Genomic DNA, 24,991 nt, shown 5'->3' with positions numbered 1-24,991 from the left:
CTTGATAGATAAGGGAACCGCGCCAAGGCGCGGCTCCCGAATGGTGTTGTTACCCCGTGGCCTTGTTGCCACAGGGCGTGCGGGCTCAGCCCTTGCCAGTCGCTGTACTCACCTGCGGGCGGTAGCTGCGTTGCCAGAGGGTAACGAAGATCGCCAGATAGAGGGCCCAGGTCAGCAGCTGCAAGCCAGCGGGTGAGGCATTGTAGCCAAACAGGGCGCGCAGGAAGGTACCAAATACCCCCTGATCGTCGAGAATGTGGCTGATATCGAACACCGGCGTGGTCCAGAAGGTGATGATCTCTGCCGCCTGCAACATGTTGACGGCGGACGACAGCAAACCTGCGGCGATGATGATGATCAGCAGGCCCGTCCAGCGGAAGAAAGGCGCCAGCGCCACCTTGCGGGTGGAGCGCAGCAGCCCCCACACCAGCGCGATGGAGACCAGCAGCCCCGCCAGCGCGCCCATCAGGCCGGATTGCAGATCGACCCCTTGCCCGGAGTAGAGCAGGGCGGAGAAGAAGAGCACGGTTTCAAACCCTTCGCGCATCACCGCCAGGAAGGCGAGCAGCACCAGACCAAACAGGTTGCCGCCATCGATGGCCGCATCGATGCGTGCCGTCATGGCCCCTACCTGGGATTTTGCCTGCTTTTGCATCCAGATCGCCATATAGGTGAGCACCAGAGTGGCGAAGATGAGGATCCCCGCCATCAAGAGGTGGTTGTAGCGCTCGCTCTCGAACTGGCTCACCACCACCTGGAACAGGAAGGCGACGATCAGGGAGGCGATAAGGCCGAGCCCCACCCCCAGATAGATGAATTTGTTGTAGCGGCTCGCCCCCAGCTTGGCGAGGTAGGAGAGGCAGATGCCGACCAGCAGGAAGGCTTCCAGCCCCTCGCGCAGGGTAATCAGAAAACTTGCAAACATCAGGATTGAGGCTCCGTAGCGGGCGTGACGGGGAGAGGCGGCAAGGTGAGTTGCAGCCGGTTGAGTTGAAGACGAGCGAGCAGCACTATGGGTGGCTCCGGCAAGCTCGGCTCGGCGGCGCGCACCGCATCATTGACCCACTTGGGGTAGGTGCGGAAATTGAGTTTGATATCGGCCTTGAAGGGCCCTTGGGCTTCTGCGGGCAGCGGCCAGGATTCATCGCGCCAGCCATCGGCCGGAATGCGAGTATCTTCCAGCAGTTTGGCGTAGCGCCAGAACTTGAGCCCCACCGGCTTGCCCTCTGCATCACCGAACACTTTTCTGAACAACCGAGCATTCTCAGGGACAGCGCCATCCACCGGCTGGCCGCTGGCAAGGACCACCTTGCCGCTGGCGTCGGTGACGGTCAGCTCCAGCCAGAGTTCACGAAAATCGGCCACCCCGGTGGGCAGGGCATGGCCCGCGCCGGTATTGGCGACCCGCACCACCAACCGCTGACTATCGGCAGTCTGTTCGATACGGGCGGAGAGGGTAGCGCTGGAGCGCAGCAGGGCCAGACTTTCCTGCTCGAGTTCAGGATTGCGCAGCCCCACCAGTTGGTGCTGGGCGCCGGTAAAGTTGTGGCGATAGAGCCGCGCTTTCATGGTGCCGTTTTCGGTGGACTGGCCCGCCACCGGCGCACCGCCATTGCCCGGCTCCGGGTTCATATGGCAGTCGATACAGGTGCGCCGCTTGGCGGGATCCTCCGCGTTCGCGAAGCTGGATTTTTCCCACTCGTCCCAGGTGTTGACGATATTGGCGCCTGTGCCCGGGGCAAACTCGTTGTGGCAGGATTTGCACAGGGCCGCATCGCGGTAGAAATCCTTCTGGTAGGAGGCTTTGTGGGCTGCCGGGCGGGCGTTGATCTGCCGCTCGGCCAGCCAGTGCTGGAGGCTGCCGCCCGGGGCATCCTCGAACACATAGCTCTCGCGGTCTTTCAAATTCACGGTAAAGGCGCTGTTACCGCCCGCGTCTTCTACCTTGGTGATGCGATGGCAGAGCACGCAGCCAGTCCCTTCCTCCACCACAGGTTCGCCCGCCTTGTGGGCGGCAATCAGCGAGGCGCCACCCTGCTCGAACATGTGGGAGCCCTTGGGCAGATCCAGCTGGCCGGTCATCACCTGCTGGGGCATATGGCAGCCCTGGCACCACTGACCGAACGCTTCCCCTTCGGTTTCGCGGGCCAGCGCCTGCACCACCTTGTAGTAGGGGTGGGAGTTGCCCATCAGTCGGTGGTTGCTCTCGCTCCAATCTTTGAAGGCCTGTTGGTGGCAGTTCTGGCAGGAGGCAGAGTTGAGCCACTCCTTCGGGTGAGTGGTTGGCGCCTTGGCGGGATCCGTGCGCGGGGCATCGAGTCGCAGCCAGTTGGCGAGATAGGGGATGTTGCCATCGGCGGTGACGAAGGCGTGCAGATCTTCCATCATCGCTTTCACTTCCGGTTGGGGCTTCGCGGGGTCAACTGCCTCGGCCCCATCGCGGGTGTCGTGCCCCATGCCGCCCTGGGTCTGCTGGGTCATGCGCAGGTATTCGCCGACAAAATCCCCCGCCACCATGTTGGTGAGGTTGGCGTGGCCGTTGATGGCGTTGTCGCCGCTCTTCTGGCGATGGGCCGCCATCAGATAGCGGTTGGTGAAGTTGAACCCGTCCAAATGGCAGGAGTTGCAGCTCATCCAGTTGTCCCCCGCCATGGGGAAGCGTGAGTTGGCGCCGTTGTTGCCAAGCGTGTTACCAAGATGGAACAGCCGCTCGCCGCGCTGAAGCGGCTCTGGGCGGGGATCCGTCTCTACCAGTTTGGCGAAGTGGGGTACATCGACGGTGACCCGGGCAAAAGGGCCGCTGCCGCCGCTATTGAGGCGGGTGAGATCCTGCCCCATGGCGTTGTGCACCAGAATATGGTCGCTATCGATCAGCAGATCCCGCGGATTCTGGCCCGGCAGATGGCGCAAGAGCTGGGTCGCCTTGGCGCCCCCCTGAAATTTCTTGCGGCGGTGGCGGTTGTTGTTGGATTTGCCGCTGCGAGAGAGGTCGAACACCAGCAGATCTTCCGAGCCCGCCAGGGTCAGATAGACCCGCTTGCCGTCGGCGGCAAAGCGCGCCGCGAACGGGTTGGAGACGATCTGGCTGCGGTTGCCGACGCTTGGCAGATTGATCTGCAAAAAGAGTTGTTTTCTTTCATCGACCCGCTCTTTCTCCTCATCGAGATCGATGATGGAGACCGCCGGAAAGACGGTGCTCTGAAACTGGAAAGGGTGATCAAAGCTCCACAGCACATGGGGCAGCCAGGCTTCGCTGCCATCGGGGGAGAGGGCGATGCCGTCCAGCAGGCGCGGCAAGCCTTGAGAGTCGCTCGGCGTGTCGCTGTGGGTCTCGGCCAGGGTAATGAGCTTGGGCTTGGGAAGCGAAGATCCCTTGGCGCCGTTGCCAAGCTTGGCGAGATCATAGATGGCGAGCTGGCCGGTCATGGCGTGGGTGAGCAGCAGGCGATCATCGTCGGTCAATGCCAGCCCGCGGGGAGTCTCGGCGGTTTCTGCATCCAGCTGGAGGTTGCCGGCGGTGTCGTAGGCCTGCAGACGAGCTGATTCGAACAGCGTGACCCAGAACCACTGCCGCTTGGCATCGAAAATGACCCCGTAGGGTCTATGGCCGGTGGGGATCGCCTTTTCCAGATCGAGATCATCATCCAGCAGCAGCAGGCGATCGCCGCTGTAGTCGGTGACCAGCAGGGTACCATCATCGGCGCGGGCCAGCTGGCGCAGATCGCCCCCCAGCGGCACCTCTTTTAGGCGCTTGCCGCTATCGCGCTCCAGCAGGGTGACGGAACCTGCGCTCAGGTTGGCGGTAACGAGGCGCGGGGCGTTCCCCTCGTCATAGGCAATCATGGCGGTGCCCATCTCCTGGGCCGAGGCGGTCCCCAGCAGCAGAGCGGTCAACATCAGGGATAACAACAACTTCAACATAAGATCAGGTGCGCCATTTCAAGATGGTCCAGCGCCAGGCGTGGCGCAGCACCAGAGGAGTTAACGCCAACGCGCTCAGCCAGTGGGCCCAGCTGGCGAGGTTGCCCATGGCATCGCCCGGGGTGCCGTGCAGTACCAGCAGCAGGCCGCTGGCCAGACAGATCAGCAGCAGGGCTTCGATAATCCGCCCCGTGGTGCGTAAAAAGGGTTTGTTGCTTCGGTTCAACAAGCTGCGGTGGGAGAGCCAGAAGGCGCCAAACAGCAGCGGAAACAGGGTGAGCGAGAGCATCACATGGAAAAACAGATTCCAGCGTGCCAGCGACCAGAGCGGGGTCAGCGGTTCCCACAGCAGCAGGCCGGAGAAGAACATCAGATAGAGGGTGCCCTCGGCGGCCTGATGGTGGTAGGCCAGCCACTGCCAGAATTGTCGTGGTGAGAGAGAAAGGCTTGTCATAAAGGCTCCAGCACCCGGGCGGGGCAGCCCGGGGGGAGCAAGTTTATAACGCAGTAAGAGTAATGAAAAGTGTTATCAATTGTATTGCTGGTGAATCAAGGCTGAACAAGCACAGTGATCGAACTCGACTATTTATGCTCCGCCATCCGCTCGGTCACCGCATAGATGAGCGCGGCCAGCGAGAAGGCGAGAAACACCACCACGGACCACTTCATATCGACTTCGTTGATGATGCCATCTTCGAGAAATGCCTTGAGCACCTCCACTCCGGCAATAGTCACCAGCGAGTTGATGACGATGAGCTTGAGGGAGGCAAAGTTGATCTTGCTAAGCCAGTTGCTGCTAAGGGAGGCGCGCTGCTCTTCCGTCTGGATAAATTGCACATAGCCACAGATAGCAACCAGGATCAGCATCTGGGCCACCAGTATAAAGTCCACCAGGGTCAGCACGCCGGTAATGAGATCCAGATAGGGGATCTCGAAAATGTTTACAGAAAGCTGATAGAGCTGCATGGCAAACTTCACCATCAGCAATACCACGCAGATGAGAATGCCAATGTAGAAGGGGAACATCATCAATCTGCTGCCATTGAGCATGAAATTGAATCGACGCATAAAAACTCCAAGGTAAGGGAAGCTGGGTGATTATGACCTGAATTGAGGCTATTGGCAGCGACGTGTCGTCAAGTCACCAAGCTTTCACTATCACCTACTGCAGTACCGGCACAGCTGGTGCTGCAAGTCGTGAAGATCTATCCCGGTAGCATGGGGGGCTACCAGTTTGGTTCATAACTCCAGCTCGATTATGGGGATCTCCCAACGTTCGCTGCGCATCTTGGGTTGATACTCATCCTTTTCCTGCTCTTTACGCCGCTCTATCAAGGCGATCACTCTGGCTTCGCGGATTGTATTCACATCGAATTTCCAGGTTTCTTCTCCCTGTAGGGAGAGGCGAGCGATCTTGTGACTGCGGTGATAGACATGGAGCCTGTCCTGTTTGTCGGGGGCAATGCGTACGGCATCGCCTACTTTCAACGCTCTCAGTTCGTTGTGAATAGTCTGGCCTTCATCACTGTGACCTGCATATCCCAACACCAGTTGCGACATACCCATCATGGCGAAACGACGTTGTCTGTCCGGTCGGGTTGCGTTAGGTCTCTGCACGTAGCAGTGGGAGGCGATCAGTGGAATATGGGGATTACGTTGATCGTGGCGAGCCATGAGAACCAGCCTTTCGATAGCACGTGTCATCCCCACATAGAAGAGGCGCCGCTCTTCTTCCAGGTTACTGGTCGATAGCTCCGCCGCGCGTTGCCAGCCGCCGTCGAGAAGTATCACATGGCGATACTCCTCCCCCTTAACCCCATGTACCGTACTTAACAATACCCCTTTACCGAAGCGGATCTGGCGCTTTTGCTCGCTCAAATACTCGTAGAGGAACATCAGGAAGTGGTGGGCAGAAAGAGCGTGCTCTCCCTGGCTGGCTTGCCACTGAGCAATCAGATCGTGCAGTAGCTCCTCCCAACGGTTGGCCAGTGAGAGTGGAGGGAGAGGGGCTGCAAGTTGCTCCGCTGTCAGCAGGGCATGACCTTGCTGTTGTAGCCAATTCTGATAGCGCAAGATTTCACGGCAGCGATGCACAGGAAAACCGTTCTCTTTATCCAGAGTAAAACGACAGGGAATATCAGCATCTGCCAGTGCCGAGCGTACCCAGGCCAGTTCCTCCTTCTCTAGCCCATTACGGGCCAGCACGGCGATAGATTCCAGCGGGCAAGTGGGAGTCTTCTCACGGATAAGCGTGATATGTCTCACGACCTCGGCTGCCTGTTGGGCTGCATCCTGGCACTGCTGGATGATGACGCGACCCTGTGCTGTCTCCATCCCCTCCCAGTGCCCCCCAGCCACTTCCATCTTGCGCCTGTCGTCGATCTCGATGGGATGTGTACGCTTCATGCGATCCTGATTGTGCTCAATCAGGCGGTTGGAGGTCTCGATGATGTGGGCGGTGGAACGATAGTTCCAGGTCAGGAAGTGAGTCTGGGCGTTGTAGTCTTGCTCAAAGCGGCGAATAAAGCTGACGTTCGCGTCGCGAAAGGCGTAGATCGATTGGTCATCATCACCCACAGCCATCAGATGCAGTCGGGCCTCCTCATCCTCTTCGCTTTTGCCCACCAGTGCCGCGATAAGCTGGTACTGTTGTTCATCAATGTCCTGATACTCGTCGACGAGCAGAAATTGCAATCCACCGAGCAGCTTTTCCCGCTGCTCTTCCAATTCGAGACCGAGCTGGTTCTGCTCTCCCCGGAGCAGCTTGATTGCGTCATCAATGATGGTGGTAAAGTCGATATCGTCTGATGTCCGATTTTGCACCGCATTGCCCGTCAGACTCATGGCGAGACCGTGAAAGGTGAATACCGAGACCCGTGCTCCGTCACGCCCCAGCAACTCGGTCAGGCGTCGGCGCAGGGACATCGCCGCATTATGGTTGTAACAGAGCAACATGATCCGCGATGGGGAGATCTGCTTGACCCGCATCAGATAGGCGCAGCGGTGAATAATCACCTTGCTCTTGCCTGACCCCGGCCCTGCCAGTACCAGCAAGTTTTGCTCGGGCGGTGCTTGGACGATCTGTTCCTGGGAACGGTTGTGAAGATCTTCGACGATGCGCTTCCAGGAGTGTTCGCTGGTCGCCAGCTCCAGGATTTTGTTGCGCCCTTTGAAGTAGTGACCGAGGAACTTGTCAGCTTCCATGGAGAAGTAGTCTGTCACCAGCTTTTTGGCTTTCTTGAAGTGTTCCAGGCTGATGCGGGCGTATTCATTCATCACATGGATCTGAATCACCTTCTGGCGATAGTGATGCTCAAGCGGCTGATAGTCTGCCTTGTTGTATTGTTGCTGCCGCTCAGCGGTCAGCGTGAGGGTCATAGCGCTTCGGAACACGGCAAGGCCATTTTGCAGCACGATGGCGTGTTGCTCATGCAGGTAGAGCAGTGCCCGCTCTGCCCCTTTGAGCAACCACTCCTGCTGGCTGCTTGCCTCCCGCTTGTTCATGAGCTGAGCCACATCCATGTCTTCTCGCAGGTATTTGACCAGTTGCTCCAGGGCAAATGACAGCATCACCTGGCGCTGGACACTCTCTTCGCTGCTTGCCAACAGGGTGTAGAGAAAATCGAGGGTGGCGCCAGTGACGCGATGGCGTTGATCAATTGTCTGCTCAATCTGGCTGGGACCAGGTTCGGTTGAAGGTGAGTTGGTAAAGATCCCGAGAGAGATATTTGACATCAATGGAGCCTTTCTCACCCCCCGAGCGACCATCCTGGGCCCAGCTGGTCAGCAAATTGCGCAGCAAGCCAGGATTACACCGTTCATGTCCCAGATCTTTGATGGCCTGATTGACCAGTCGAATGTTAAAGGTCAGCCCTTGCCCTGTATCAGGTTCGGGCTCTTGTTCACGCAAGGTGTCCAGCATCGCCTTTTCAATACTGTGTACTTGTCCGCAGAGCACCCTGGCATTGTCTCTTCCTTTGGGGCGAAGCCAGGTAGTCAGTAACATCCCCTGAGAGAGAAGACCGACATCCGCCATCTGGGTGAGTACCCGCATCACTTCACTGGCCTGAACACCACTTCCTTTGTCTGCCATGTATTGGCCTGCCTCTTCGGCAATGGCATCGGCACTGAGGCCATCATCATCGGCAGCACTCATCAGCGCCTGGATAACAGCTTGCCAGATGGCTTTGGCCTTGGGAGCCAGTTTCAGACTGTCTACCCTTTTCATTGCCTCTTCTGTGGAAGCAAACAGAGGGCGCCCCTGAAAAACCTGAGTGATGTTGTCGCTACGTTCCAGATAGCCCGCTCGTTCGAGCCAGGCAATAGCTGTCTTGACCTTGGTATCCGCATTGCTGTCATCGGCAGCGAAGCTGGTTTCCACCTCTGGCTGGTTGATGAGCTCTGCACTGGTGGCGACCAGTGGCGAGTTGTTATCCTGCTTGCCTCCTTTGCTGGCCCTGAGCCTTATTCCGCGCAGGATCTGTTTGATATCGCGCAGGCTGACTTCACTCATGGCCTCGAGCTGAAACTGTTTCTCGATATCTTGTTCATCAAACAGCAATACGCAGTGGGCTTGTGCTGTATCGCGGCCAGCTCGTCCAGCTTCCTGTAGATAGTTTTCGAGGGAGCCGGGGATATCGGCATGGATCACCAAACGCACATCATCCTTGTCGATCCCCATCCCGAAGGCGTTGGTCGCACAGATGACCCGGATCTCGCCATTGATAAATTGTTCTAGAGTCGCTTTTTTCTGTGCACTGTCCATTCGGGCGTAAAAGCGCGAGACAGGGAGGGATTGTTGCTGACCGAGGAAATCGGCCAGCTCGTCCACGCTGCGCTTCGTTGCGCAGTAGATAACGCAGGAGCCGGGCTTTTCCTCACCAAAGAACTGCTCGAGCAGGTTAAGGATATGGCCCTGTTTATTGAGACCGGGACACTCAACGACGGCATATTCGAGGTTGGTACGTTCAACCCCGCCTTCCAGTCTGAGAAGAGGTCGGGGCTGTTTATCGAGAAACTGGGCGCAAATATCCTCAATCACATCCGGTTTGGCGGTCGCGGTATAGCAGAAGACAGGAGGCATGGGGACCTGCTGTTCCTTGGCAATTGTGGCGATGGCCTTGGCGCAGTAGAGATAGTCAGGGCGAAAATCATGTCCCCATTTCGACAGGCAGTGCGCTTCGTCAAATACCCAGCCACCGATTTGACGTTGTCGTATTGCTTGTTTGACTGTGCGGTTGCGCAATTGCTCGGGGGAGATATAGAGCAAGGCGATATCCCCCATGCGGATCTGTTCAAGAATCGCGCCTCGCTCTGGTAGCGTCAGCAGCCCCGAGATAGCGGCAACCCCTTCAATACCGGCTTTGTGTTTAAGGTTGTCCACTTGATCTTTCATCAGTGCCTGCAGGGGGGATATCACGACCGTGAGAGCACCGCTTCGCTGGTTACGCACCAGTGCCGGGAGCTGGTAGCAGAGCGACTTACCGCCGCTGGTTGGGAGTATGCCGAGCAATGCGACGCCAGCCATGGCTTCCTCGATCAAGGTCTTCTGCAATGGTGTCCCATCAGGCAGGTTGCGAAAGTTGTCGAGCTCGAAAATTCGCTGCAGATGGCGGCGTGCGTCGTGGTTCTCCTGACAATAGCTGCAGTCAGCATGACCGCAGTGACGTTCACGAACTGTGTGAATGATTTCTGCGGTCTGGGGGAAGCGGCGCCAAATCCAGGGGGGCAATACGGAGTTCCCGCCGGACACGGGCAACCAGGCGCAGGCATAAGCCAATGGTAACAACAGCATGGGTTGACGCAGGGCATCACCAATCACTCGGTTGAGCTGATTGGGGCACGCTTTCTCACGGGCAATGCTCTTGATGAGAGTGGGTAGCTCCGAGACCCGCACTGGCGGGCGGCCTGTCAGTCTGGCAAACACCAGTGACAGACCCTGAGTGTTAAATTGCGCCATGACTCCCCGGTCGAACAGATATTGATAAAGCTGCAATTGGGACAGGGGTAAGGCTTGTAGTGCTATCAGCTGTTCCGAGAAAATCTGCAATGCGAGCCTTGCATCCGCGACCGGATCATTGAGGGTATCCCGAACCAGTTTGTAATCCTTGACCAAGCGGTGATAGGGGTTTTTGGGAAAGGCAAGGGGAGATAGATAGAGGGTATCTATTACCGGCTTTTCGAGAAGTAACTGAGGGCGTACAGCCTGTTTGGCCAACCAGGGGAGATCAAAATCGAGAATATTGTGACCAAGGATCACATCCGCCCCTTGTGCCAGCGCATTTAGCTCCTTGAGTGCGAGATCCTGCGGGCCCTTGAGATTGAGTTCACGACCAGCCAGGAGCGCCCCCAGATGACGCAGTTTTTCGTCCCGGGTCAGTTCAAGGTCAAAGGAAAGAATCTTGTCATCCCCAAACAGGGGCACGACATCAGTCGAGTTCATTAATAGCCATCTCCATCTGGCGTTGACCTCTCATGGCGATAATAAGTGCCAAAAGATCAGTGAGTTGGCCGAATATTACCCGAAATGTTGAATGATGGCATCATTCAGAGCCCTCTGGTCTCAGTTCTTTTGGCTGGTATCCCGTTTTGGTAAATGTCCCTGCATCCTTAATGGCTCATGTTTGGAAAGTGTCGTCCTTGTCATGGTCAACCCACTGATCTTGTGAGACTATTTCCCTTCCTTCTCCGATCGGAACGCATTGTGTCCCTCGATTACTACCAGCGCCACGCCACCGAATTGGCGACCCGTTACCAGCAGGTATCTGCTCGCGCAGTTCACGGCGACTAGCTCACTCTGCTGGAACCTTGGCTTTTGGCTGCACCGCACAGGGTGCTTGATGTGGAGGCTGGCAGTGGTCGGGATGCCGCGTTTTTAGCCGGGCTCCATCAGGGCAACACTGTGGTCGCTGCCGAGCCCTGTCAGGCACTTGCTCTACAGGGGCAATGTCATACCCGTGAGGCAGCGGTGGCGTGGGTCAATGACGCTATGCCTGCTCTCTCTCGCGTGACCGGTACTTTTGATCTGATTTTGCTCAGTGCTGTCTGGATGCATCTATCCCCGGAGTCTCGACCCTTGGCTCTGGCACGTCTTCATGAGCTGCTCTCACCAGACGGCTATCTGGTACTGAGTCTTCGCCTGACTGTGTCGGAGCTGGAGATGCGGGAGCGAGCCATGTATCCGGTAGCTGTCGATGAAGTGGAGCGGCTTGCATTGGCGGAGGGGATGACACTGCTCCATGTGTCAGAACCACAGGGGGATGCCTTGGCGCGTACCGGGTTGAGTTGGCAGAGTCTGATCCTTGGGGGCGAGCATGCACGCCTCTCCTGAGCAGCAACTCGCCTTTATTGCTTATTTGCAACGCATCTTTACCGAAGGCGATTTTGTTGCCACTTACAAGTGCGGCTTGCTCCACGGGATTGCTGATATCGCGATTGAGCGCAGCAGCGAGACCCATGATCTGACTGCGGCGCGCACCATTACGCTGGACGAACTGGCCACCAAGTTTGTGGAGCTCTATTGGCAGCACAGTCTGCCCTACTCGGCGACGGGAGAAACGGCCACCTTGCTCAAACAGAGCAGCGGTCGTCAGGCCATCATGCTGACGGAGTTGTCCCGGCTGCGTGAAGAGGGTGTCCGCTCGGTAACTGCACTGCGTCGTCACGACGCCTGGCGGCCTCTTCTTGCCCGAGTTCGGCGCATCCTTGTTGAGGGACCCTTGTGGCGTCTGCAGATCCTGGGTGGGCGAGAGGAGTGCCACCTCTATCCGCACCAAAGGGGCGCGGATCATATCTGCCTTAACCCCGGCATTCTCTACTGTCTCCACCGCTTTTACGATCTGGTGGTCTCCCTCTCCCGACAGCATTGGTTACAGCTTATCTGCGACATCAAGGGTAATCAGCCACTGATTGGCCCCAGTGTGGGGTTGGAGAATTTTCTATTTGGTTCAAGCCGTCAGGCGCTGGGGCGAGTAGGAGAGGTATTGAGGGACTTGCAGGGGGGAACCTGTTTTTACTGTAACAAGGCGATACACGGGAGTGGTGAGGTAGACCATTTCATCCCCTGGCGTCGTTATCCAATCGATTTGGGTCACAACTTCGTACTGGCACACGCCAACTGTAATCGGAGCAAACGGGATTTTCTTGCCGCTCCCGAGCACAGGGATGCTTGGTACGAGCAGAATATCCTGACCCATGGGGCGTACCTCACGGACGAGCTGGCCCCTCTGGTCAGCGTCGATGCCGAGCGTTCTACTGCCATCGCTACTTGGGCCTATCAGCAAGCACTCCGTGAGCATGCTCGGTTGTGGCGTGGTATTGACCTGTTTGTGGACGTGACAGCCCCCAGTGTGGGGATGAGTAATCTAGGCTTCTCTAGGCTCTTCTGAGGCAGATACGAAAAAGCCCAGCCAAAAGGCTGGGCTTTAGAATTTGGCTCCCTCGACAGGACTTGAACCTGTGACATACGGATTAACAGTCCGCCGTTCTACCGACTGAACTACGAGGGAAAAGTGGCTCCTCCTACTGGACTTGAACCAGTGACATACGGATTAACAGTCCGCCGTTCTACCGACTGAACTAAGGAGGAATTGCCTGTCTCGTCAAGACGGGGCGAATATTAATGACCAGGGCGGCGGGTGTCAACCCGCGAATTTCCCGAAAACCGGATTTTCGGACTGTTTGCCCAAAAGTTGCGCTTTGCGGTTTATTTTCAGCACAATCAGTCCCTTGCCATCGCTCCCCCCAACCGGCGCAGGGGGCATTGGTTCGGTTCGCATCAACCTGATGATGACAGCATGATGTCGCGAACGTGCTGGCAACTCGATGAGGCTCAAATGGTAATCTTTGTGGCAAAAAGGGGGAGAGCAGGAGCCAAGATCGGCGATTTGGCGGCAAATAGGCCAAATAATGGGTGAGCGCGCGTTTCATTGATCCTGCCCATCGAAAAAATGGCCCGTCTGGAGTAAGGTTACGCAGGATACCATCGCCGCGTCGACAGCCCTGCCGGCCCTTGATGATGATCGGGCGCCGGATCTCTCCGGCCTTTATCTCCCTCTTCTGGTATTACGATATACATGCACAAGCAAGCCTCTTTAAATAGCGTGAAGCTCGCCATAGCCTTACGCCAGTCCTGTATTGATGAACCCTACAGCATGGCCCGCTTCGGCCGTGATCTTATCGCCGGTGTGACGGTGGGCATCATCGCCATCCCGCTCGCCATGGCACTGGCCATCGCCAGCGGTGTACCGCCGCAACACGGTCTCTATACCGCCATCATTGCCGGTATCGTGATCGCCGTGACCGGTGGCTCCCGTTACTCCATCTCCGGCCCGACCGCTGCCTTTGTGGTGATCCTCTATCCGGTTGCCCAGCAGTTCGGGGTTGGCGGTCTGTTGATGGCGACGCTCATCTCAGGCCTCTTTCTGGTGGCGATGGGGATGGCCCGTCTTGGCCGCCTTATCGAGTACATTCCCCCGTCAGTGACGTTGGGCTTTACCGGTGGTATCGCCATCGTGATCGCCACCTTGCAGATCAAGGACTTCTTTGGCCTGAGCGTGCCCGAGATGCCGGAAACCTATCTGGGCAAGGTCGAAGCGCTGGCCGCCGCCCTGCCAAGCTGGCAGTGGGGCGATACCCTGGTGGGGGTCGCAACACTGGCCGTGCTGCTGCTCTGGCCGCGCCTGCGTCTGCCGGTGCCCGGCCACCTGCCCGCGGTGCTGGTCGGGGTGGGTCTGGGTTTTGGCCTCCATTACTTTGGGGTGGATGTGGCCACCATCGGCAGCAAGTTCAGCTATACCCTGGCCGATGGCACTCAAGGGATGGGGATTCCGCCCATCGCGCCGACCCTGGTGATGCCCTGGGCCTTGCCCGGACCGGATGGCTTGCCGGTTGAATGGAACCTGGCGGCTGTTGAGCGGCTGCTGCCTGCCGCCTTCTCCATGGCGATGCTGGGGGCGATCGAGTCGCTGCTCTGCGCCGTGGTGCTCGATGGCATGACAGGTCGCAAGCACAGCTCCAACGCCGAGCTGGTGGGGCAGGGGCTTGGCAACATCTTCGCCCCCTTCTTTGGCGGCATTACCGCTACCGCCGCCATCGCCCGCTCTGCCGCCAACGTGCGTGCCGGCGCTACGTCCCCCATCTCGGGGATCGTTCATGCGCTGGTGGTGCTGGCCGCCATTCTGGTGTTGGCCCCCTGGCTCTCCTGGTTGCCGCTCTCGGCCATGGCTGCCTTGCTGCTTATCGTGGCCTGGAACATGAGTGAAGCGCACAAGGTGGTGGAGCTGATCCGTCGCGCGCCCAAATCCGATGTGCTGGTGCTGCTGGTCTGCCTGTCACTCACTGTCATTTTCGACATGGTTATCGCCATCACCTTCGGGGTGATCCTGGCTTCCCTGCTCTTTATGCGCGAAATCGCCAAGATGACCAAACTGCACGACTTGGCCGAGCACAAACGCTATGCCCATGAGGTGCCGGACAGCGGCCTGCTCTACAAGATCAACGGCCCGCTCTTCTTCGCCGCGGCCGAACGGGTCTTTGCCGAGCTGGAAGCGCAAGTGAAAGGACACAAGGTGCTGGTGTTGCAGATGGAGGCGGTTTCCATCCTCGATGCGGGCGGCCTGTCTGCCTTCCTCCACTTTGGCAAGCAGATGGCTAAAGCCGGTGTCGAGTTGCGGGTGGCCGAGTTGCAGTTCCAACCGCTCAAGACCCTGGCACGGGCCAAGGTGCGGCCGCAGCCCGGCAAGCTGGAGTTTTACGGCTCGCTGGAAGAGGCGCTCAAAGGTGAACATTTGCACGAAGCGGCAGTAAATTGATTGAAAGGGATACGAAACGGCATATTTTTGGTCACTTAGTTCGGATATTGAGCAAACGAACGCAAAAAGTAAAAAATTGCATTGACCAAAAGCCATCGTATCCCTTACATTACGCCCCGTCGCCGCGGCATGGTCCGCCAGCGAATGTGCTGCTCAAGCACATAAAGCAGTGAGCAAAAATTTGGTGAGGTGTCCGAGTGGCTGAAGGAGCACGCCTGGAAAGTGTGTATACGGCAACGTATCGAGGGTTCGAATCCCTCCCTCACCGCCACATTGCAAAGCCCTGATGGAAACATCAGGGCTTTTTGCTATACGGAACTCTTATATCGACGAGGGGAAAAATCCACACGGGAGTCGTTCGGGGTTATTCATGGCTGCCAACGGCCGATTCGAAGCGGTGAGCCACTGAGCTGCAAATAATCCAGTTCTAACCCGGAGAAGGAACAAAAAGAACCTGTCGCAAAGTTGGTCTTTATGCGTTGTACAACGGGATAGAAACGCTCGCTCTCGAAAATAGTCTGTCATGCCACTTGGGTTATGAATACTCTTCTCCCATCTCAGATCCACGCCTTCACTAGCCAATCAAATACCACCCGATGCCAAATCGCGTCATTCTCTTCAAATCAACACTATGGGAACGCGTCTCGTCCTATCACTGAATGGCCTCGGCGCAACAGGCTTGTCTCACAGGTTGATAGCAAGGCTACGTAGCAGGTGCTGCCACGTCCACGGGTGCAATGTATCCGAGTTTTATCAACTCCCTCTACACCGATCAGGCCATTTGGGATGCGCAGGGTTTTCTGCCTCATCTTGAGAAGCAGTGAAGGGTGTAGTGGTCAACTAAATCCGGACACTTGGTTAGGCCGTTCTTCGGCTTTTGCTGGCGGTATCCCGTCATTGTGGCAATGTGGACGCCGCCAGTTGTAGTAATCCATCAGGTAATAACTGATATCTCGTTTCGCTTCTCGCAAGCTCATATATCCCATAGCCGGCAGCCACTCTGACTTCAGGCTCCTGAACAGTCGCTCCATCGGGGCGTTATCCCAGCAGTTTCCACGCCGACTCATGCTCTGGGTTATGCGATAACGCCACAGTCGTTGCCGAAATGCCCGGCTACCATATTGGCTGCCCTGGTCGGAGTGAAATAGCACACCGGATGGGCAACCCCGCTGCTGATAGGCCATCTCCAGTGCTTTGATTGCCAATTCTGCATCAGGTTTATCAGATATCGCCCAGCCCACGACCCGTCGGGTATGCAGGTCGAGCACCGCTGCCAGGTAATGCCAACGACCACCAGCCCAGATGTAGGTAATATCGCCACACCACACCACACCACACCACACCACACCACACCACACCACACCACACCACACCTGATTGGGTTGCGGAGCATCAAATTCGCGGGCCAGCAGATTGGGTATATTCGGTCGTTCTGACCGTGCCACCTTATAACGTGTGTACGCCCGGCTGTTTGGATGCCAACCCGCCCTCCTTCATCAGCTTACGTACTTTGAATCGACCAATCTGATACCCCAATTCCCGCATCATCGACATCAAGGCACGGCTGCCCGCTGAGTTCCGGCTCGCTTTGAACAACCGGCGCAACTCAAAGCGTTGCTGCATGCGCTCACGGTTAATCGTCCGCCTGCGAGCCAGATAATCGTAAAAACAGAAGGTGGGAACATCGAAAGCGCAGCAGACCAAGGTGATGGGGGCTTGCTCCCTTAATCGGTCTATTCAGCGCGTACGTGTGAACTCGTCCGCCATCAAGAGAGCAGTAGCCTTTTTTAGAATGTCCTTTTCGCGCTCGAGCCGGTTGATGCGGGCTTCCAGCTCCTGAATTTTTTACTGCTCCGGAGTCAGTGCTTTTCCGGTGGGGGTTGTACCACCGCGTTCGGATTGCAGTTGCTGAACCCAGCGGCGCAGTACGGTTTCACCGACATCCAGTGAACGGCTGGCTTCAGGGACAGAATATCCCTGGTCGAGCACCAGGGATGCGGCTTCGAGTTTGAATTCGGCAGTAAATGAGCGACGTAATCTTGTCATTGGACACCTCAGGTCATGGTGGCGACTGTACCACCTAAAATGGTGTCCGAGATGATTAGACCACTACACAATCCACTGCGGCGCAAGCTGGGCCGTATTTATGCGGATGGCGCCTACGACAGCAAAGCCAGCCATCAGCTGATAGCAGGTAAAGGAGCGACAGCCTGTATCCCGCCTCGCAAGAACGCGGGGTTATGGAAAAAGGGACACCCAAGAAATGAGGCCGTGCTGGTGATGCGCAAGGAACGGTTGGCGCACTGGAAGAAGATATCGGGGTATCACCGGCGCTCGCTGGCAGAGACGGCGATGCATCGGTTCAAGCAGTTGCTGGCGGGGAAAATCAGTCTGCGAAAATACAACGGTCAGGTAGGGGAAGTGATGGCGTATGTTGGAGCGATAAACAAACTGAACAGCCTGGGTCTGCCCGTCAGACAGCCCCGAGTGTAGCGGTCACTTGGGGCGGGGGGTGTAAGATACGCTCTTACAGCTGATTTGGGCAACAACGCCGTCTCAACGCGATTCAATGGTGCATAACTTGTAGATTCGGGGGGCTTGTACGCTACGGCTGGATTTATGAGGGGAGTGATGACTACGGATCGTCATTTATGTTTTCGATAAATAGTGGTTTTTTTAAACTGGCCATAAATGCAAGCAAGCTATATGAATCAAATTATTAGCGTTACTTAATTCAATTCATTCGATTGGCTTAACGACTGATTTTGACGCATGCGCTCGCATAGCGATAAAGACGGTATCAATAATGTGATTCGATGGCGCATTCTTCTAATGCTACCCTAGGTCAACTGTAATAAATGACAGGTTGTTATTGTGATGTCATCGTGCGAGCGTCTTTATTGTCGCAAAGATTGATTTTTCATTTAAGTTTTTGTTTTTTAATGGTTTTAATGGCTTTCATGTGTTCGCGTTAGAATTATTCGTTGACCATCAAATTCTCTCTATATACCATGCCGCTCAAAATAGGCATTAATGCCAATATGACCTCACACCATTGAGTTGAGGCTTCGGGTTGTAGATAAATAACAAGAGATATTGTGCTTTTGATAACTAGAGCTTTTGCTTGAAATATATCAAAAGTGCATCGTTGGTGAGTGCCTCTTTGACAAAATCGTCCATAGGATGGCTTAACTGTAATATCTTACAGTTGAGAGGAGGGGTATAAGCTATAAGCTATAGGGTCTTGGGTGACCCTTAACTTGGTATTTAGAGCATGGGAAAAGGAATTGACGGCGCCACAGTTGCGCCCAAAGAACGTATCAATATCAAATATGTACCGGCAACCGGTGGTCAACAGGCGGAAATTGAACTTCCGCTGACTATGATGGTGGTCGGTAATATGAAGGGCCGTACCGAAGAAACGCCGATCGAGGAGCGCCAAACCGTTTCCATCGACAAAAACAACTTTTCTTCCGTCATGAAAGAATCGGCACTGGAACTGAACTTCTCTGTTCCCAATCGTCTGGAAGAGAACAGCCAGGACGATCTGCCGGTTTCGATCAAAATCCAGTCACTGGAAGACTTCACTCCTGACAGTGTTGCCCAACAGGTCCCCGAGCTGCGCAAGCTGCTTGAACTGCGTGAGGCGCTGGTTGCCCTGAAGGGGCCATTGGGCAACATCCCTTCTTTCCGCAATCGTTTGCAGGATCTGCTGTCCAGTGATGAGGCTCGTGAGCAACTGCTCAAAGAGCTGGATTTGATCAAGCCTGCCGAGTGATCGGCGGGTTGTATTGACTGACGAGAAAGGAACAAACATGTCTTTGGTCGAAGAACAGGTTCAAGCGGGGGCGGGTGCAGCCTCCTCGTCCTCTTTGCTGGACGAAATCATGGCGCAGGCTCGCATCACACCGGTTGATGAGGGGTACAGTGTTGCCAAGCAGGGTGTGGCTGCGCTTATCGCCAACATTCTGGACAGCGGTACCACCAGCGAGCCGGTCAACAAGGCATTGGTTGACAGCATGATTGTCGAGCTCGACAAGAAGCTGAGCAAGCAGATGGACGTCATCCTGCATGCCAAAGAGCTGCAAGAGATGGAATCCTCCTGGCGCTCCCTCAAGCTGTTGGTAGATCGCACCGATTTTCGTGAAAACATCAAGATCCAGGTGCTGCACGCTACCAAGGAAGAGCTGCTGGAAGATTTCGAGTTTTCCCCGGAGATCACCCAGTCCGGTCTCTACAAGCATGTCTATTCAACCGGCTACGGCCAGTTCGGTGGCCAGCCGATCGGTGCCGTGATCGGCGACTACGCCTTTACCCACAGCTCGCCTGACATCAAGCTGATGCAGTATGTCAGTGCCGTCGGTGCCATGGCCCACGCCCCCTTCATCTCCTCTGTCGCTCCCGCCTTCTTCGGCGTCGACAGCTTCACCGATCTGCCCTCCATCAAGGATCTGAAATCGGTGTTCGAAGGACCGGCCTACACCAAATGGCGCTCCCTGCGCGAGTCGGAAGATGCCCGTTATCTGGGGCTGACTGCACCACGTTTCCTGGCCCGTCTGCCTTATGATCCGACCGAGAACCCCATCAAGGGTTTCAATTATCAGGAGGATATCAGCTCGGATCACGATCACTACCTGTGGGGCAACACAGCCTATCTGATGGGCACCTCCCTGACCGACAGCTTTGCCAAGTACCGCTGGTGCCCGAACATTATTGGCCCGCAGAGCGGTGGTGCCATCCACGATCTGCCGGTGCACGTTTATGAGGCCATGGGTCAGCTGCAAGCAAAGATCCCGACCGAAGTGCTCATCACCGACCGTCGCGAATATGAGCTCTCCGAAGAGGGTTTCATCACCCTGACCATGCGCAAGGACAGTGATAACGCGGCGTTCTTCTCTGCCAACTCGGTGCAAAAACCCAAGGTGTTCCCCAACACCAAGGAAGGCAAGGAAGCGGAGACCAACTACAAGCTGGGTACCCAGCTGCCCTACATGTTTATCATCAACCGTCTGGCGCACTACATCAAAGTGCTGCAGCGCGAGCAGATCGGCTCCTGGAAGGAGCGTCAGGATCTGGAGCGTGAACTGAACGGCTGGATCAAGCAGTACGTTGCAGACCAAGAGAACCCGCCGGCAGACGTCCGTAGCCGTCGTCCGCTGCGCGCCGCCCAGATCAAGGTGCTGGATGTGGAAGGGGAGCCGGGCTGGTACCAGGTTGCCATGGCCGTGCGCCCGCACTTCAAGTACATGGGGGCGAGCTTCGAGCTCTCTCTGGTAGGTCGACTGGACAAGGAATAAGGCCCGATGCCGCATCTCTCTTCCTGGGATAGAGGAAATGCGGCCAGCCTGTTTGATCGCATCCGAGGGGAGGGGCTTGGCTCCTCCCCCCGTTCGGAAGTTGATGAATTGGTCGACTCTGTCAAACGTCAGCTCGACCAGATCCTCAACACCCGTCCCGGCAATTGCCGCAGTGCACCCGATTTGGGGGTTATTGATCTCAATGACGCCACTCAGGGCAGTGCGGATATCAAGGGGCGGATACGGGAGGCGATCCGGCAATGCATCCGTCGTTATGAACCTCGGATCATCCATGTGGATGTCCGTTCACCCGACTATCAGGCAAGTCCGCTTGAGATGTCGTTTCAGGTGACGGCCCATGTGCGGCTGGAGCATATCGAGCAAGTTACCTCGTTCAACGTCCATATGGACAGTCACCGTCACTACCGCATGGTCTGATCAATGTCGCTGGAACATTACTTCAGGGATGAGTTGGCTTTTTTGCGCCTGCAAGGGCGCGAATTTGCCGATAGTTATCCCGAACTCACCCGCTTTTTGTCGGAGCAGAATACCGACCCGGATGTGGAACGCCTGCTGGAAGGCTTTGCGTTTCTTACGGGCAACCTGCGCGCCAAAATCGAGGACGAGTTCCCCGAGCTGACTCACGGTCTGCTCAATATGCTCTGGCCGAACTATCTGCGCCCCGTCCCCAGCATGACCATCATGCAGTTTTCGGTCATTCCGGGGGCCATTGCCCAACCGGCACTGGTCAGGCAGGGTTGCCAGCTGGACAGTTTGCCAATCGACGACGTAACCTGCCATTTTCAGACCTGTCACGATGCCTGGGTCTATCCGGCCGAAATGCGCCAGATAACGGCGCAAAGTGGCAACGATCTCTCTACTATCTCGCTCGATATTGCGCTGCATGCCCCTCTGCCGCTTAGCGAATTGCAGCTGGACAAGCTGCGCTTCTTCCTCGGTGGCGACAGCTACACCGCGTATGAGCTCTACTTCTGGCTCTCCAACCTGCTCTCCCATATCGAGCTTGAGATCGACGGCAAGCGCTTTCGTCAGGAGGCCAAGGCACTCAAATCGGTCGGCTTCGAGCGCGACGATGCGCTGCTGCCCTATCCGAATAATGTCTATTCCGGCTACCGGATCCTGCAGGAGTATTTCTGCTTTCCGGAGAGCTTTCTCTTCTTCGAACTCTCCGGTGGTGAGTGGCCCAAACAGCCGCTGCCGGTGAGTGAATTCAAAATCCATTTCTGTTTCGACCGGCCTTTGCCTGCGGAACTCAAGATCCGTCCCGACTCCTTCATGCTCAACTGCGTGCCGGCTATCAACCTGTTCCAGCACGATAGCGAGCCGGTCAATCTCAACGGCCGTCAGGCGGAATACCCGCTCAAGGCGAGCTATCGCTATGCCGACAGTTTCGAAATTTTCTCGGTAGATCAGGTTGAAGGCTGGGTTGAGGGCAATATGGGCCGCTCCCGCGGTACGCCACGCATTTATCAGCCGTTTGAAAGTTTTCAGCATCAGATTGAGCGGGCCAAACAGCGGCTGGCGCTCTATTACCGGGTGCGGGTACGAGAGTCGGTGAGCGGTGATGGCTTCGAACACAGCCTCTCGTTCGTGCGGGGAGATGAAACCACTACGGTCGATCTGGATGAATCCATCTCGGTGACGCTCACCTGCACCAACCGCTCCCGTGCTGCCCGGCTCAAGGTCGGCAGCATCTGCGTGCCAACCGGCAGTTCACCGTCGTTTTCTACCTTCCGCAACCTGATCCGGCCGACCCGGCCACTGCGTCCGGCTCTCGATGGCAGCCTGCATTGGACCCTGATTTCCAACCTGTCGCTCAACTATGTCTCGCTACTGCGCCGGGATGCCCTGGTGCAGGTGCTGCGTACCTATGACTTTCCCGCTTTGCACGACAAGCAGGCAGAGCAGGCGTCGCGCAAGCGGCTGGCGGGGATCGAGGAGATCGAGACCAAGCCTGTGGACAGGCTGGTGCGTGGCATGCCGGTGCGGGGACTCAAGTCGGTGCTCTCCATCCGCCAGTCCGCCTTTGGCAGCGAAGGGGAGCTCTATCTCTTCAGCACAGTGCTGGCCCATTTCTTCTCGCTCTATGCCAGCGTCAACGCTTTCCACCTGCTTGAGGTGGTCAATCTCGATAACAAGGAGCGCTATCAGTGGCCAGTCCAGATCGGTCAGCACTCCCTGATGTGAGTGCTGCCAACGAGGCGCCCCGTTTCAATTTCTTCCAGCTGGTTGAGCTGCTCAACCGGCTGGATGGTGCCGATCAGGAGCGTGGTCTCGACCACCTGCCGAGTGACGAAAATATTCGTTTCAAGGCGACTGCATCGCTGGGGTTTCCCACCAGCGACGTGCTGCAAATTGGCCGCGACGAGAAGGGGCGCCACGAACTGGAAGTGGCCTTTCTGGGTCTGCACGGCAGCCAGTCGCCGATGCCGGGGTATTACCTCGACTCGCTGGCGTGGGAGTACGCCCAGGGGGAACAGAAGCTCGGTCTTTTCCTGGATTTCTTCCACCACCGCCTGCTGACCCTGCTGCACCGGATCTGGCGCAAGTATCGCTACCACGTCCGTTTTCAGGATGACGGTGAGGATGGGTTCTCCCGTCTGATGTTTGCGTTGGTGGGGCTTGGCAACGATGCCGTCTGTCAGAGTTTGCCGGTCAACCGCGCCAAGATGCTCTCCTATGCGGGCATGCTGGCCAGCCCCAGCCGCTCTCCAGAGGTGGTCGCCGGTCTGGTGGCCCACTGCTTCGATCTGGCGGATGTGGAAGTGAGTGCCTGGCAGTGGCGCAAGGTGCCGATCCATCCGGAGCAGCAAAACCGCTTGGGCGGTGCTTGCGCCACCCTGGGGCACGACTTCGTCATCGGTGACAAGGTTAATGATTGTGCCGGCAAGTTTTTATTGAAAATCAATGATCTGAGTTTTAGCCAGTTTCTCGGATTTCTCCCGAACGGGGAGCATTTCCACGCCCTGGTGACCTTTGTCTCCTTCATCTTGCGCGATCAGCTGGCTTGGGATCTGCGGCTTGGCTTCGGCCAGGAGCAGGCCAAGGGGCTGAGATTGGGGGAGGAGCAGAGTGCCCGTTTGGGGTGGAGTACCTTTCTCGGCCAACCGCCGAGTGACCCGTTCGTGACGATCTGTGTACAGGAATAAGCACAGAAATTCAGTGTAGGAATACGTGCAGGAGTGAATGTGGACGACTTTAACCAGCAACTATCTCTGGTGGTGCTCAACAGCGAGCAGCTCGACGGCAGCCAGCAGGTGCAATATCGCTTCGACGAGATGGGGGGAACATTGGGCTCCTCCGAACAGGATGACTGGCAACTGCGAGACAGGTTGGGGGCGGTGATGCCAGCCCATGCCCGCGTCGAGCTCAATGATGGTCGTTTCTGCCTGTGCGATCTCAGCGGCCAGACCTACATCAATGGTGCCACCTCGCCCATCGGGCGGGCTCGCAAGGTCAACCTCGAGCAGGGTGACGAGCTGATTGTCGGCCCTTTTCGCCTGAGAGCCTATCTCGGTGCCATCTCCCCCGAGCAGAGTTTGCAGCAGGTGCTGGGTAACCGTCCGACCGAGCAGCTTGATGAGTGGCTGGCCAGCGATCCTCACCACACCCAGACCCTGGATGACCCACAGGCCCTGGGGGTCGACCCCCTGCTGGCATTGCAGCAGGAGCGTGCGGCCCCGAGTCCCTTGGTGGATGCTCGCCTGCAGGCTCAACCGCAGTTTCAACCGGATATGGACACCGTATCCCTCGCTCCATTTTCAGCCGTCGAGAACACCATGAACCAAGAATTTCTGGATATGCCCACCATCGAGAACCACCCCGACTTCCAGCCACTGGAGGGCGTTGATCACGTCGCCCTGACTCCGCTGATGCGTGGTCTTGGCCAGCCGTTGCAGCTGCAAGACACCCAGCAAGCCCACGACATGCTCGAAGAGATGGGCAAGACAGTGCGTGCCATGGTGGAGGGGTTGCTGCAACTGCAAAGCGATCAGGCGGCGCTGGCGGACAAGCACCTGCGCCCCATCGAAGATAACCCGCTGCGCCTTGGTCTCGATTATGACGAGACCCTGGCGGTGATGTTTGCCGAGCAGAAGAGCCCGGTGCACCTGACCGCGCCTGCTGCGGTGGCCGAGAGTCTGCGCAATGTGCGCATTCACCACGTGGCGAACCAGCAGGCTATTGGCGCTGCGCTCGACAGCATCCTGCAAGCCTTCTCGCCCGAGGCGTTGCTCGGCCGTTTCGAGCACTACCGTCGTACCGGTACCCCGGGTGTGGCCGATGAAGGCTGGGCCTGGAACATGTACCAGCACTACTACCGCGAACTCACCTCCGCCCGTCAGCAGGGGTTCGACAAGCTGTTCCATCAGGTTTACGCCCAGGCGTATGACCAGGCCGTGCGTCAGCAACAGGGACTGATTTGATGATACGTGCACTGTGGTTTGGGGCCTGTCTGCTGGCCCTGGCCGGTTGTACCACCATGGGCAAGATGGCCGATGTGGCCATGAACCCGGATATTCAGGTGGGGAGCAACGATGACCAGCCCTCCACCCTGGGGCTCAGCCTGTTGGCAGAGCCTGATGTCAACCCCAACGAGAGCGGGGAGGCTGCACCCATCGAGTTTCAGGTGGTGCTGCTGGCTGAAGATTCCAAGCTGCTCGCTACTGACTATGACCAGGTGACGGCGGATGTAGAGAAGGCCCTTGGCAAGAACTACCTGGATCATCAGGACTACACCCTGCTGCCCGGCCAGTTCAAATACCTGCCCCCCGTCAAGCTTGACGAGAAGACCCGTTACATCGGCGTGATTGCACGGTACGCCGATCCGGACAGCGCCGAGTGGCGCAAGGTCATCAAGATCAAGAGCAAGGGGACGGCCTATCAAATCCTGGTGCACCTGCGCCTGGATGAAGTGGAACTACAAAAAGAAGAAGAATAATT

At 56.9% G+C, this 24,991-nt stretch carries 17 protein-coding genes, 3 tRNA genes and 2 pseudogenes; 13 read left to right on the top strand and 9 right to left on the bottom strand.

Going from position 1 to position 24,991, the window contains the following annotated elements; translation table 11 throughout:
- Positions 1–85 precede the first annotated feature (85 nt).
- The 6 genes from I6L34_RS01640 to I6L34_RS01615 form a co-directional block, all read right to left on the bottom strand.
- Positions 86–925: an FTR1 family protein gene (locus I6L34_RS01640; RefSeq protein ID WP_216955436.1), complete on the bottom strand. Its 840-nt coding sequence runs from the start codon at positions 923–925 to the stop codon at positions 86–88.
- The gene (locus I6L34_RS01635) at positions 925–3,921 is read right to left on the bottom strand and encodes a YncE family protein (protein ID WP_216955435.1); all 2,997 of its coding nucleotides are present in this window, start codon (positions 3,919–3,921) and stop codon (positions 925–927) included. Before I6L34_RS01635 ends, I6L34_RS01640 begins: the two co-directional genes overlap by 1 nt.
- A 4-nt stretch (positions 3,922–3,925) precedes the next feature.
- Positions 3,926–4,375: a hypothetical protein gene (locus I6L34_RS01630; protein ID WP_005361249.1), complete on the bottom strand. Its 450-nt coding sequence runs from the start codon at positions 4,373–4,375 to the stop codon at positions 3,926–3,928.
- A 128-nt stretch (positions 4,376–4,503) separates the two neighbouring features.
- A complete protein-coding gene (locus I6L34_RS01625; RefSeq protein ID WP_005333692.1) occupies positions 4,504–4,989 on the bottom strand; it encodes a YqhA family protein in 486 nt (161 codons plus the stop codon).
- 171 nt (positions 4,990–5,160) lie between these two features.
- Positions 5,161–7,656 (bottom strand): UvrD-helicase domain-containing protein, encoded by a 2,496-nt coding sequence (locus I6L34_RS01620; protein ID WP_216955434.1) that lies wholly within the window; start codon positions 7,654–7,656, stop codon positions 5,161–5,163.
- Positions 7,589–10,180: a RecQ family ATP-dependent DNA helicase gene (locus tag I6L34_RS01615; RefSeq protein ID WP_216955433.1), complete on the bottom strand. Its 2,592-nt coding sequence runs from the start codon at positions 10,178–10,180 to the stop codon at positions 7,589–7,591. The genes I6L34_RS01620 and I6L34_RS01615 overlap by 68 nt, the downstream gene beginning before the upstream one ends.
- A 555-nt stretch (positions 10,181–10,735) precedes the next feature.
- Between I6L34_RS01615 and I6L34_RS01610 the strand changes: the two genes are divergently transcribed.
- Positions 10,736–11,251, top strand: coding sequence for a bifunctional 2-polyprenyl-6-hydroxyphenol methylase/3-demethylubiquinol 3-O-methyltransferase UbiG (locus I6L34_RS01610; RefSeq protein ID WP_230848152.1), 516 nt, complete (start codon positions 10,736–10,738; stop codon positions 11,249–11,251).
- Positions 11,235–12,308 carry an HNH endonuclease gene (locus I6L34_RS01605; RefSeq protein ID WP_058056697.1) on the top strand — a complete coding sequence of 358 codons (1,074 nt, stop codon included), beginning with the start codon at positions 11,235–11,237 and terminating at the stop codon, positions 12,306–12,308. The genes I6L34_RS01610 and I6L34_RS01605 overlap by 17 nt, the downstream gene beginning before the upstream one ends.
- Positions 12,309–12,352: 44 nt before the next feature.
- Here I6L34_RS01605 and I6L34_RS01600 read toward each other — a convergent pair.
- Together I6L34_RS01600 and I6L34_RS01595 are read right to left on the bottom strand one after the other, a co-directional pair.
- Positions 12,353–12,428: transfer RNA gene (locus I6L34_RS01600), tRNA-Asn, on the bottom strand.
- A 4-nt stretch (positions 12,429–12,432) separates the two neighbouring features.
- Positions 12,433–12,508 (bottom strand) — tRNA-Asn (locus I6L34_RS01595).
- Between the two features lie 49 nt (positions 12,509–12,557).
- On the opposite strand from I6L34_RS01595, the gene I6L34_RS01590 reads away from it, so the two are divergent.
- The 3 genes from I6L34_RS01590 (at position 12,558) to I6L34_RS01580 (ending at position 15,003) form a co-directional block, all read left to right on the top strand.
- On the top strand, positions 12,558–12,836 hold the full coding sequence (locus I6L34_RS01590) for a hypothetical protein (protein ID WP_128821555.1): 279 nt from the start codon (positions 12,558–12,560) through the stop codon (positions 12,834–12,836).
- 159 nt (positions 12,837–12,995) lie between these two features.
- Complete coding sequence (dauA, locus tag I6L34_RS01585; RefSeq protein WP_058056698.1) at positions 12,996–14,732, top strand: C4-dicarboxylic acid transporter DauA; 1,737 nt, start codon at positions 12,996–12,998, stop codon at positions 14,730–14,732.
- 183 nt (positions 14,733–14,915) lie between these two features.
- Positions 14,916–15,003, top strand: a tRNA-Ser gene (locus I6L34_RS01580).
- Positions 15,004–15,568: 565 nt separating this feature from the next.
- On the opposite strand, the pseudogene I6L34_RS01575 reads toward I6L34_RS01580, so the two are convergent.
- Positions 15,569–16,778, bottom strand: a pseudogene (locus tag I6L34_RS01575) (IS3 family transposase).
- Positions 16,779–16,823: 45 nt separating this feature from the next.
- Between I6L34_RS01575 and I6L34_RS01570 the strand changes: the two are divergent.
- The 8 genes and pseudogenes from I6L34_RS01570 to tssJ all read left to right on the top strand — a co-directional run.
- Positions 16,824–17,225: pseudogene (locus I6L34_RS01570) on the top strand (transposase); the annotation flags it as partial.
- 781 nt (positions 17,226–18,006) lie between these two features.
- Entirely contained in the window at positions 18,007–18,510 is a 504-nt protein-coding gene (gene tssB / locus I6L34_RS01565) for a type VI secretion system contractile sheath small subunit (RefSeq protein WP_058057353.1), read from the top strand.
- Positions 18,511–18,547: 37 nt separating this feature from the next.
- Complete coding sequence (gene tssC, locus I6L34_RS01560; protein WP_019444949.1) at positions 18,548–20,029, top strand: type VI secretion system contractile sheath large subunit; 1,482 nt, start codon at positions 18,548–18,550, stop codon at positions 20,027–20,029.
- Between the two features lie 6 nt (positions 20,030–20,035).
- On the top strand, positions 20,036–20,467 hold the full coding sequence (tssE, locus tag I6L34_RS01555; RefSeq protein WP_005299981.1) for a type VI secretion system baseplate subunit TssE: 432 nt from the start codon (positions 20,036–20,038) through the stop codon (positions 20,465–20,467).
- A gap of 3 nt (positions 20,468–20,470) precedes the next feature.
- Positions 20,471–22,237: a type VI secretion system baseplate subunit TssF gene (gene tssF / locus I6L34_RS01550; RefSeq protein WP_058058703.1), complete on the top strand. Its 1,767-nt coding sequence runs from the start codon at positions 20,471–20,473 to the stop codon at positions 22,235–22,237.
- Positions 22,201–23,199, top strand: a complete 999-nt coding sequence (tssG, locus tag I6L34_RS01545) for a type VI secretion system baseplate subunit TssG (protein WP_042053054.1) — start codon at positions 22,201–22,203, stop codon at positions 23,197–23,199. Before tssF ends, tssG begins: the two co-directional genes overlap by 37 nt.
- Positions 23,200–23,238: 39 nt before the next feature.
- On the top strand, positions 23,239–24,474 hold the full coding sequence (gene tagH / locus I6L34_RS01540; protein ID WP_058057354.1) for a type VI secretion system-associated FHA domain protein TagH: 1,236 nt from the start codon (positions 23,239–23,241) through the stop codon (positions 24,472–24,474).
- Positions 24,474–24,989, top strand: a complete 516-nt coding sequence (gene tssJ / locus I6L34_RS01535) for a type VI secretion system lipoprotein TssJ (protein ID WP_058057355.1) — start codon at positions 24,474–24,476, stop codon at positions 24,987–24,989. Before tagH ends, tssJ begins: the two co-directional genes overlap by 1 nt.
- Positions 24,990–24,991 lie beyond the last annotated feature (2 nt).

The organism is Aeromonas sp. FDAARGOS 1404, assembly GCF_019047085.1.
Classification (GTDB): Bacteria; Pseudomonadota; Gammaproteobacteria; order Enterobacterales; family Aeromonadaceae; genus Aeromonas; species Aeromonas veronii.
The sequence above is the reverse complement of the archived record's forward strand: the minus strand, read 5'-3'. Positions and strand labels throughout refer to the sequence as shown.

Excerpts from the sequence above, each read along its gene's own strand:
- I6L34_RS01640 (WP_216955436.1), bottom strand. The coding sequence starts at position 925 with ATGTTTGCAAGTTTTCTGATTACCCTGCGCGAGGGGCTGGAAGCCTTC.
- I6L34_RS01635 (WP_216955435.1), bottom strand. The coding sequence starts at position 3,921 with ATGTTGAAGTTGTTGTTATCCCTGATGTTGACCGCTCTGCTGCTGGGG.
- I6L34_RS01630 (WP_005361249.1), bottom strand. The coding sequence starts at position 4,375 with ATGACAAGCCTTTCTCTCTCACCACGACAATTCTGGCAGTGGCTGGCC.
- I6L34_RS01625 (WP_005333692.1), bottom strand. The coding sequence starts at position 4,989 with ATGCGTCGATTCAATTTCATGCTCAATGGCAGCAGATTGATGATGTTC.
- I6L34_RS01620 (WP_216955434.1), bottom strand. The coding sequence starts at position 7,656 with ATGTCAAATATCTCTCTCGGGATCTTTACCAACTCACCTTCAACCGAA.
- I6L34_RS01605 (WP_058056697.1), top strand. The coding sequence starts at position 11,235 with ATGCACGCCTCTCCTGAGCAGCAACTCGCCTTTATTGCTTATTTGCAA.
- dauA (WP_058056698.1), top strand. The coding sequence starts at position 12,996 with ATGCACAAGCAAGCCTCTTTAAATAGCGTGAAGCTCGCCATAGCCTTA.
- tssB (WP_058057353.1), top strand. The coding sequence starts at position 18,007 with ATGGGAAAAGGAATTGACGGCGCCACAGTTGCGCCCAAAGAACGTATC.
- tssC (WP_019444949.1), top strand. The coding sequence starts at position 18,548 with ATGTCTTTGGTCGAAGAACAGGTTCAAGCGGGGGCGGGTGCAGCCTCC.
- tssE (WP_005299981.1), top strand. The coding sequence starts at position 20,036 with ATGCCGCATCTCTCTTCCTGGGATAGAGGAAATGCGGCCAGCCTGTTT.
- tssF (WP_058058703.1), top strand. The coding sequence starts at position 20,471 with ATGTCGCTGGAACATTACTTCAGGGATGAGTTGGCTTTTTTGCGCCTG.
- tssJ (WP_058057355.1), top strand. The coding sequence starts at position 24,474 with ATGATACGTGCACTGTGGTTTGGGGCCTGTCTGCTGGCCCTGGCCGGT.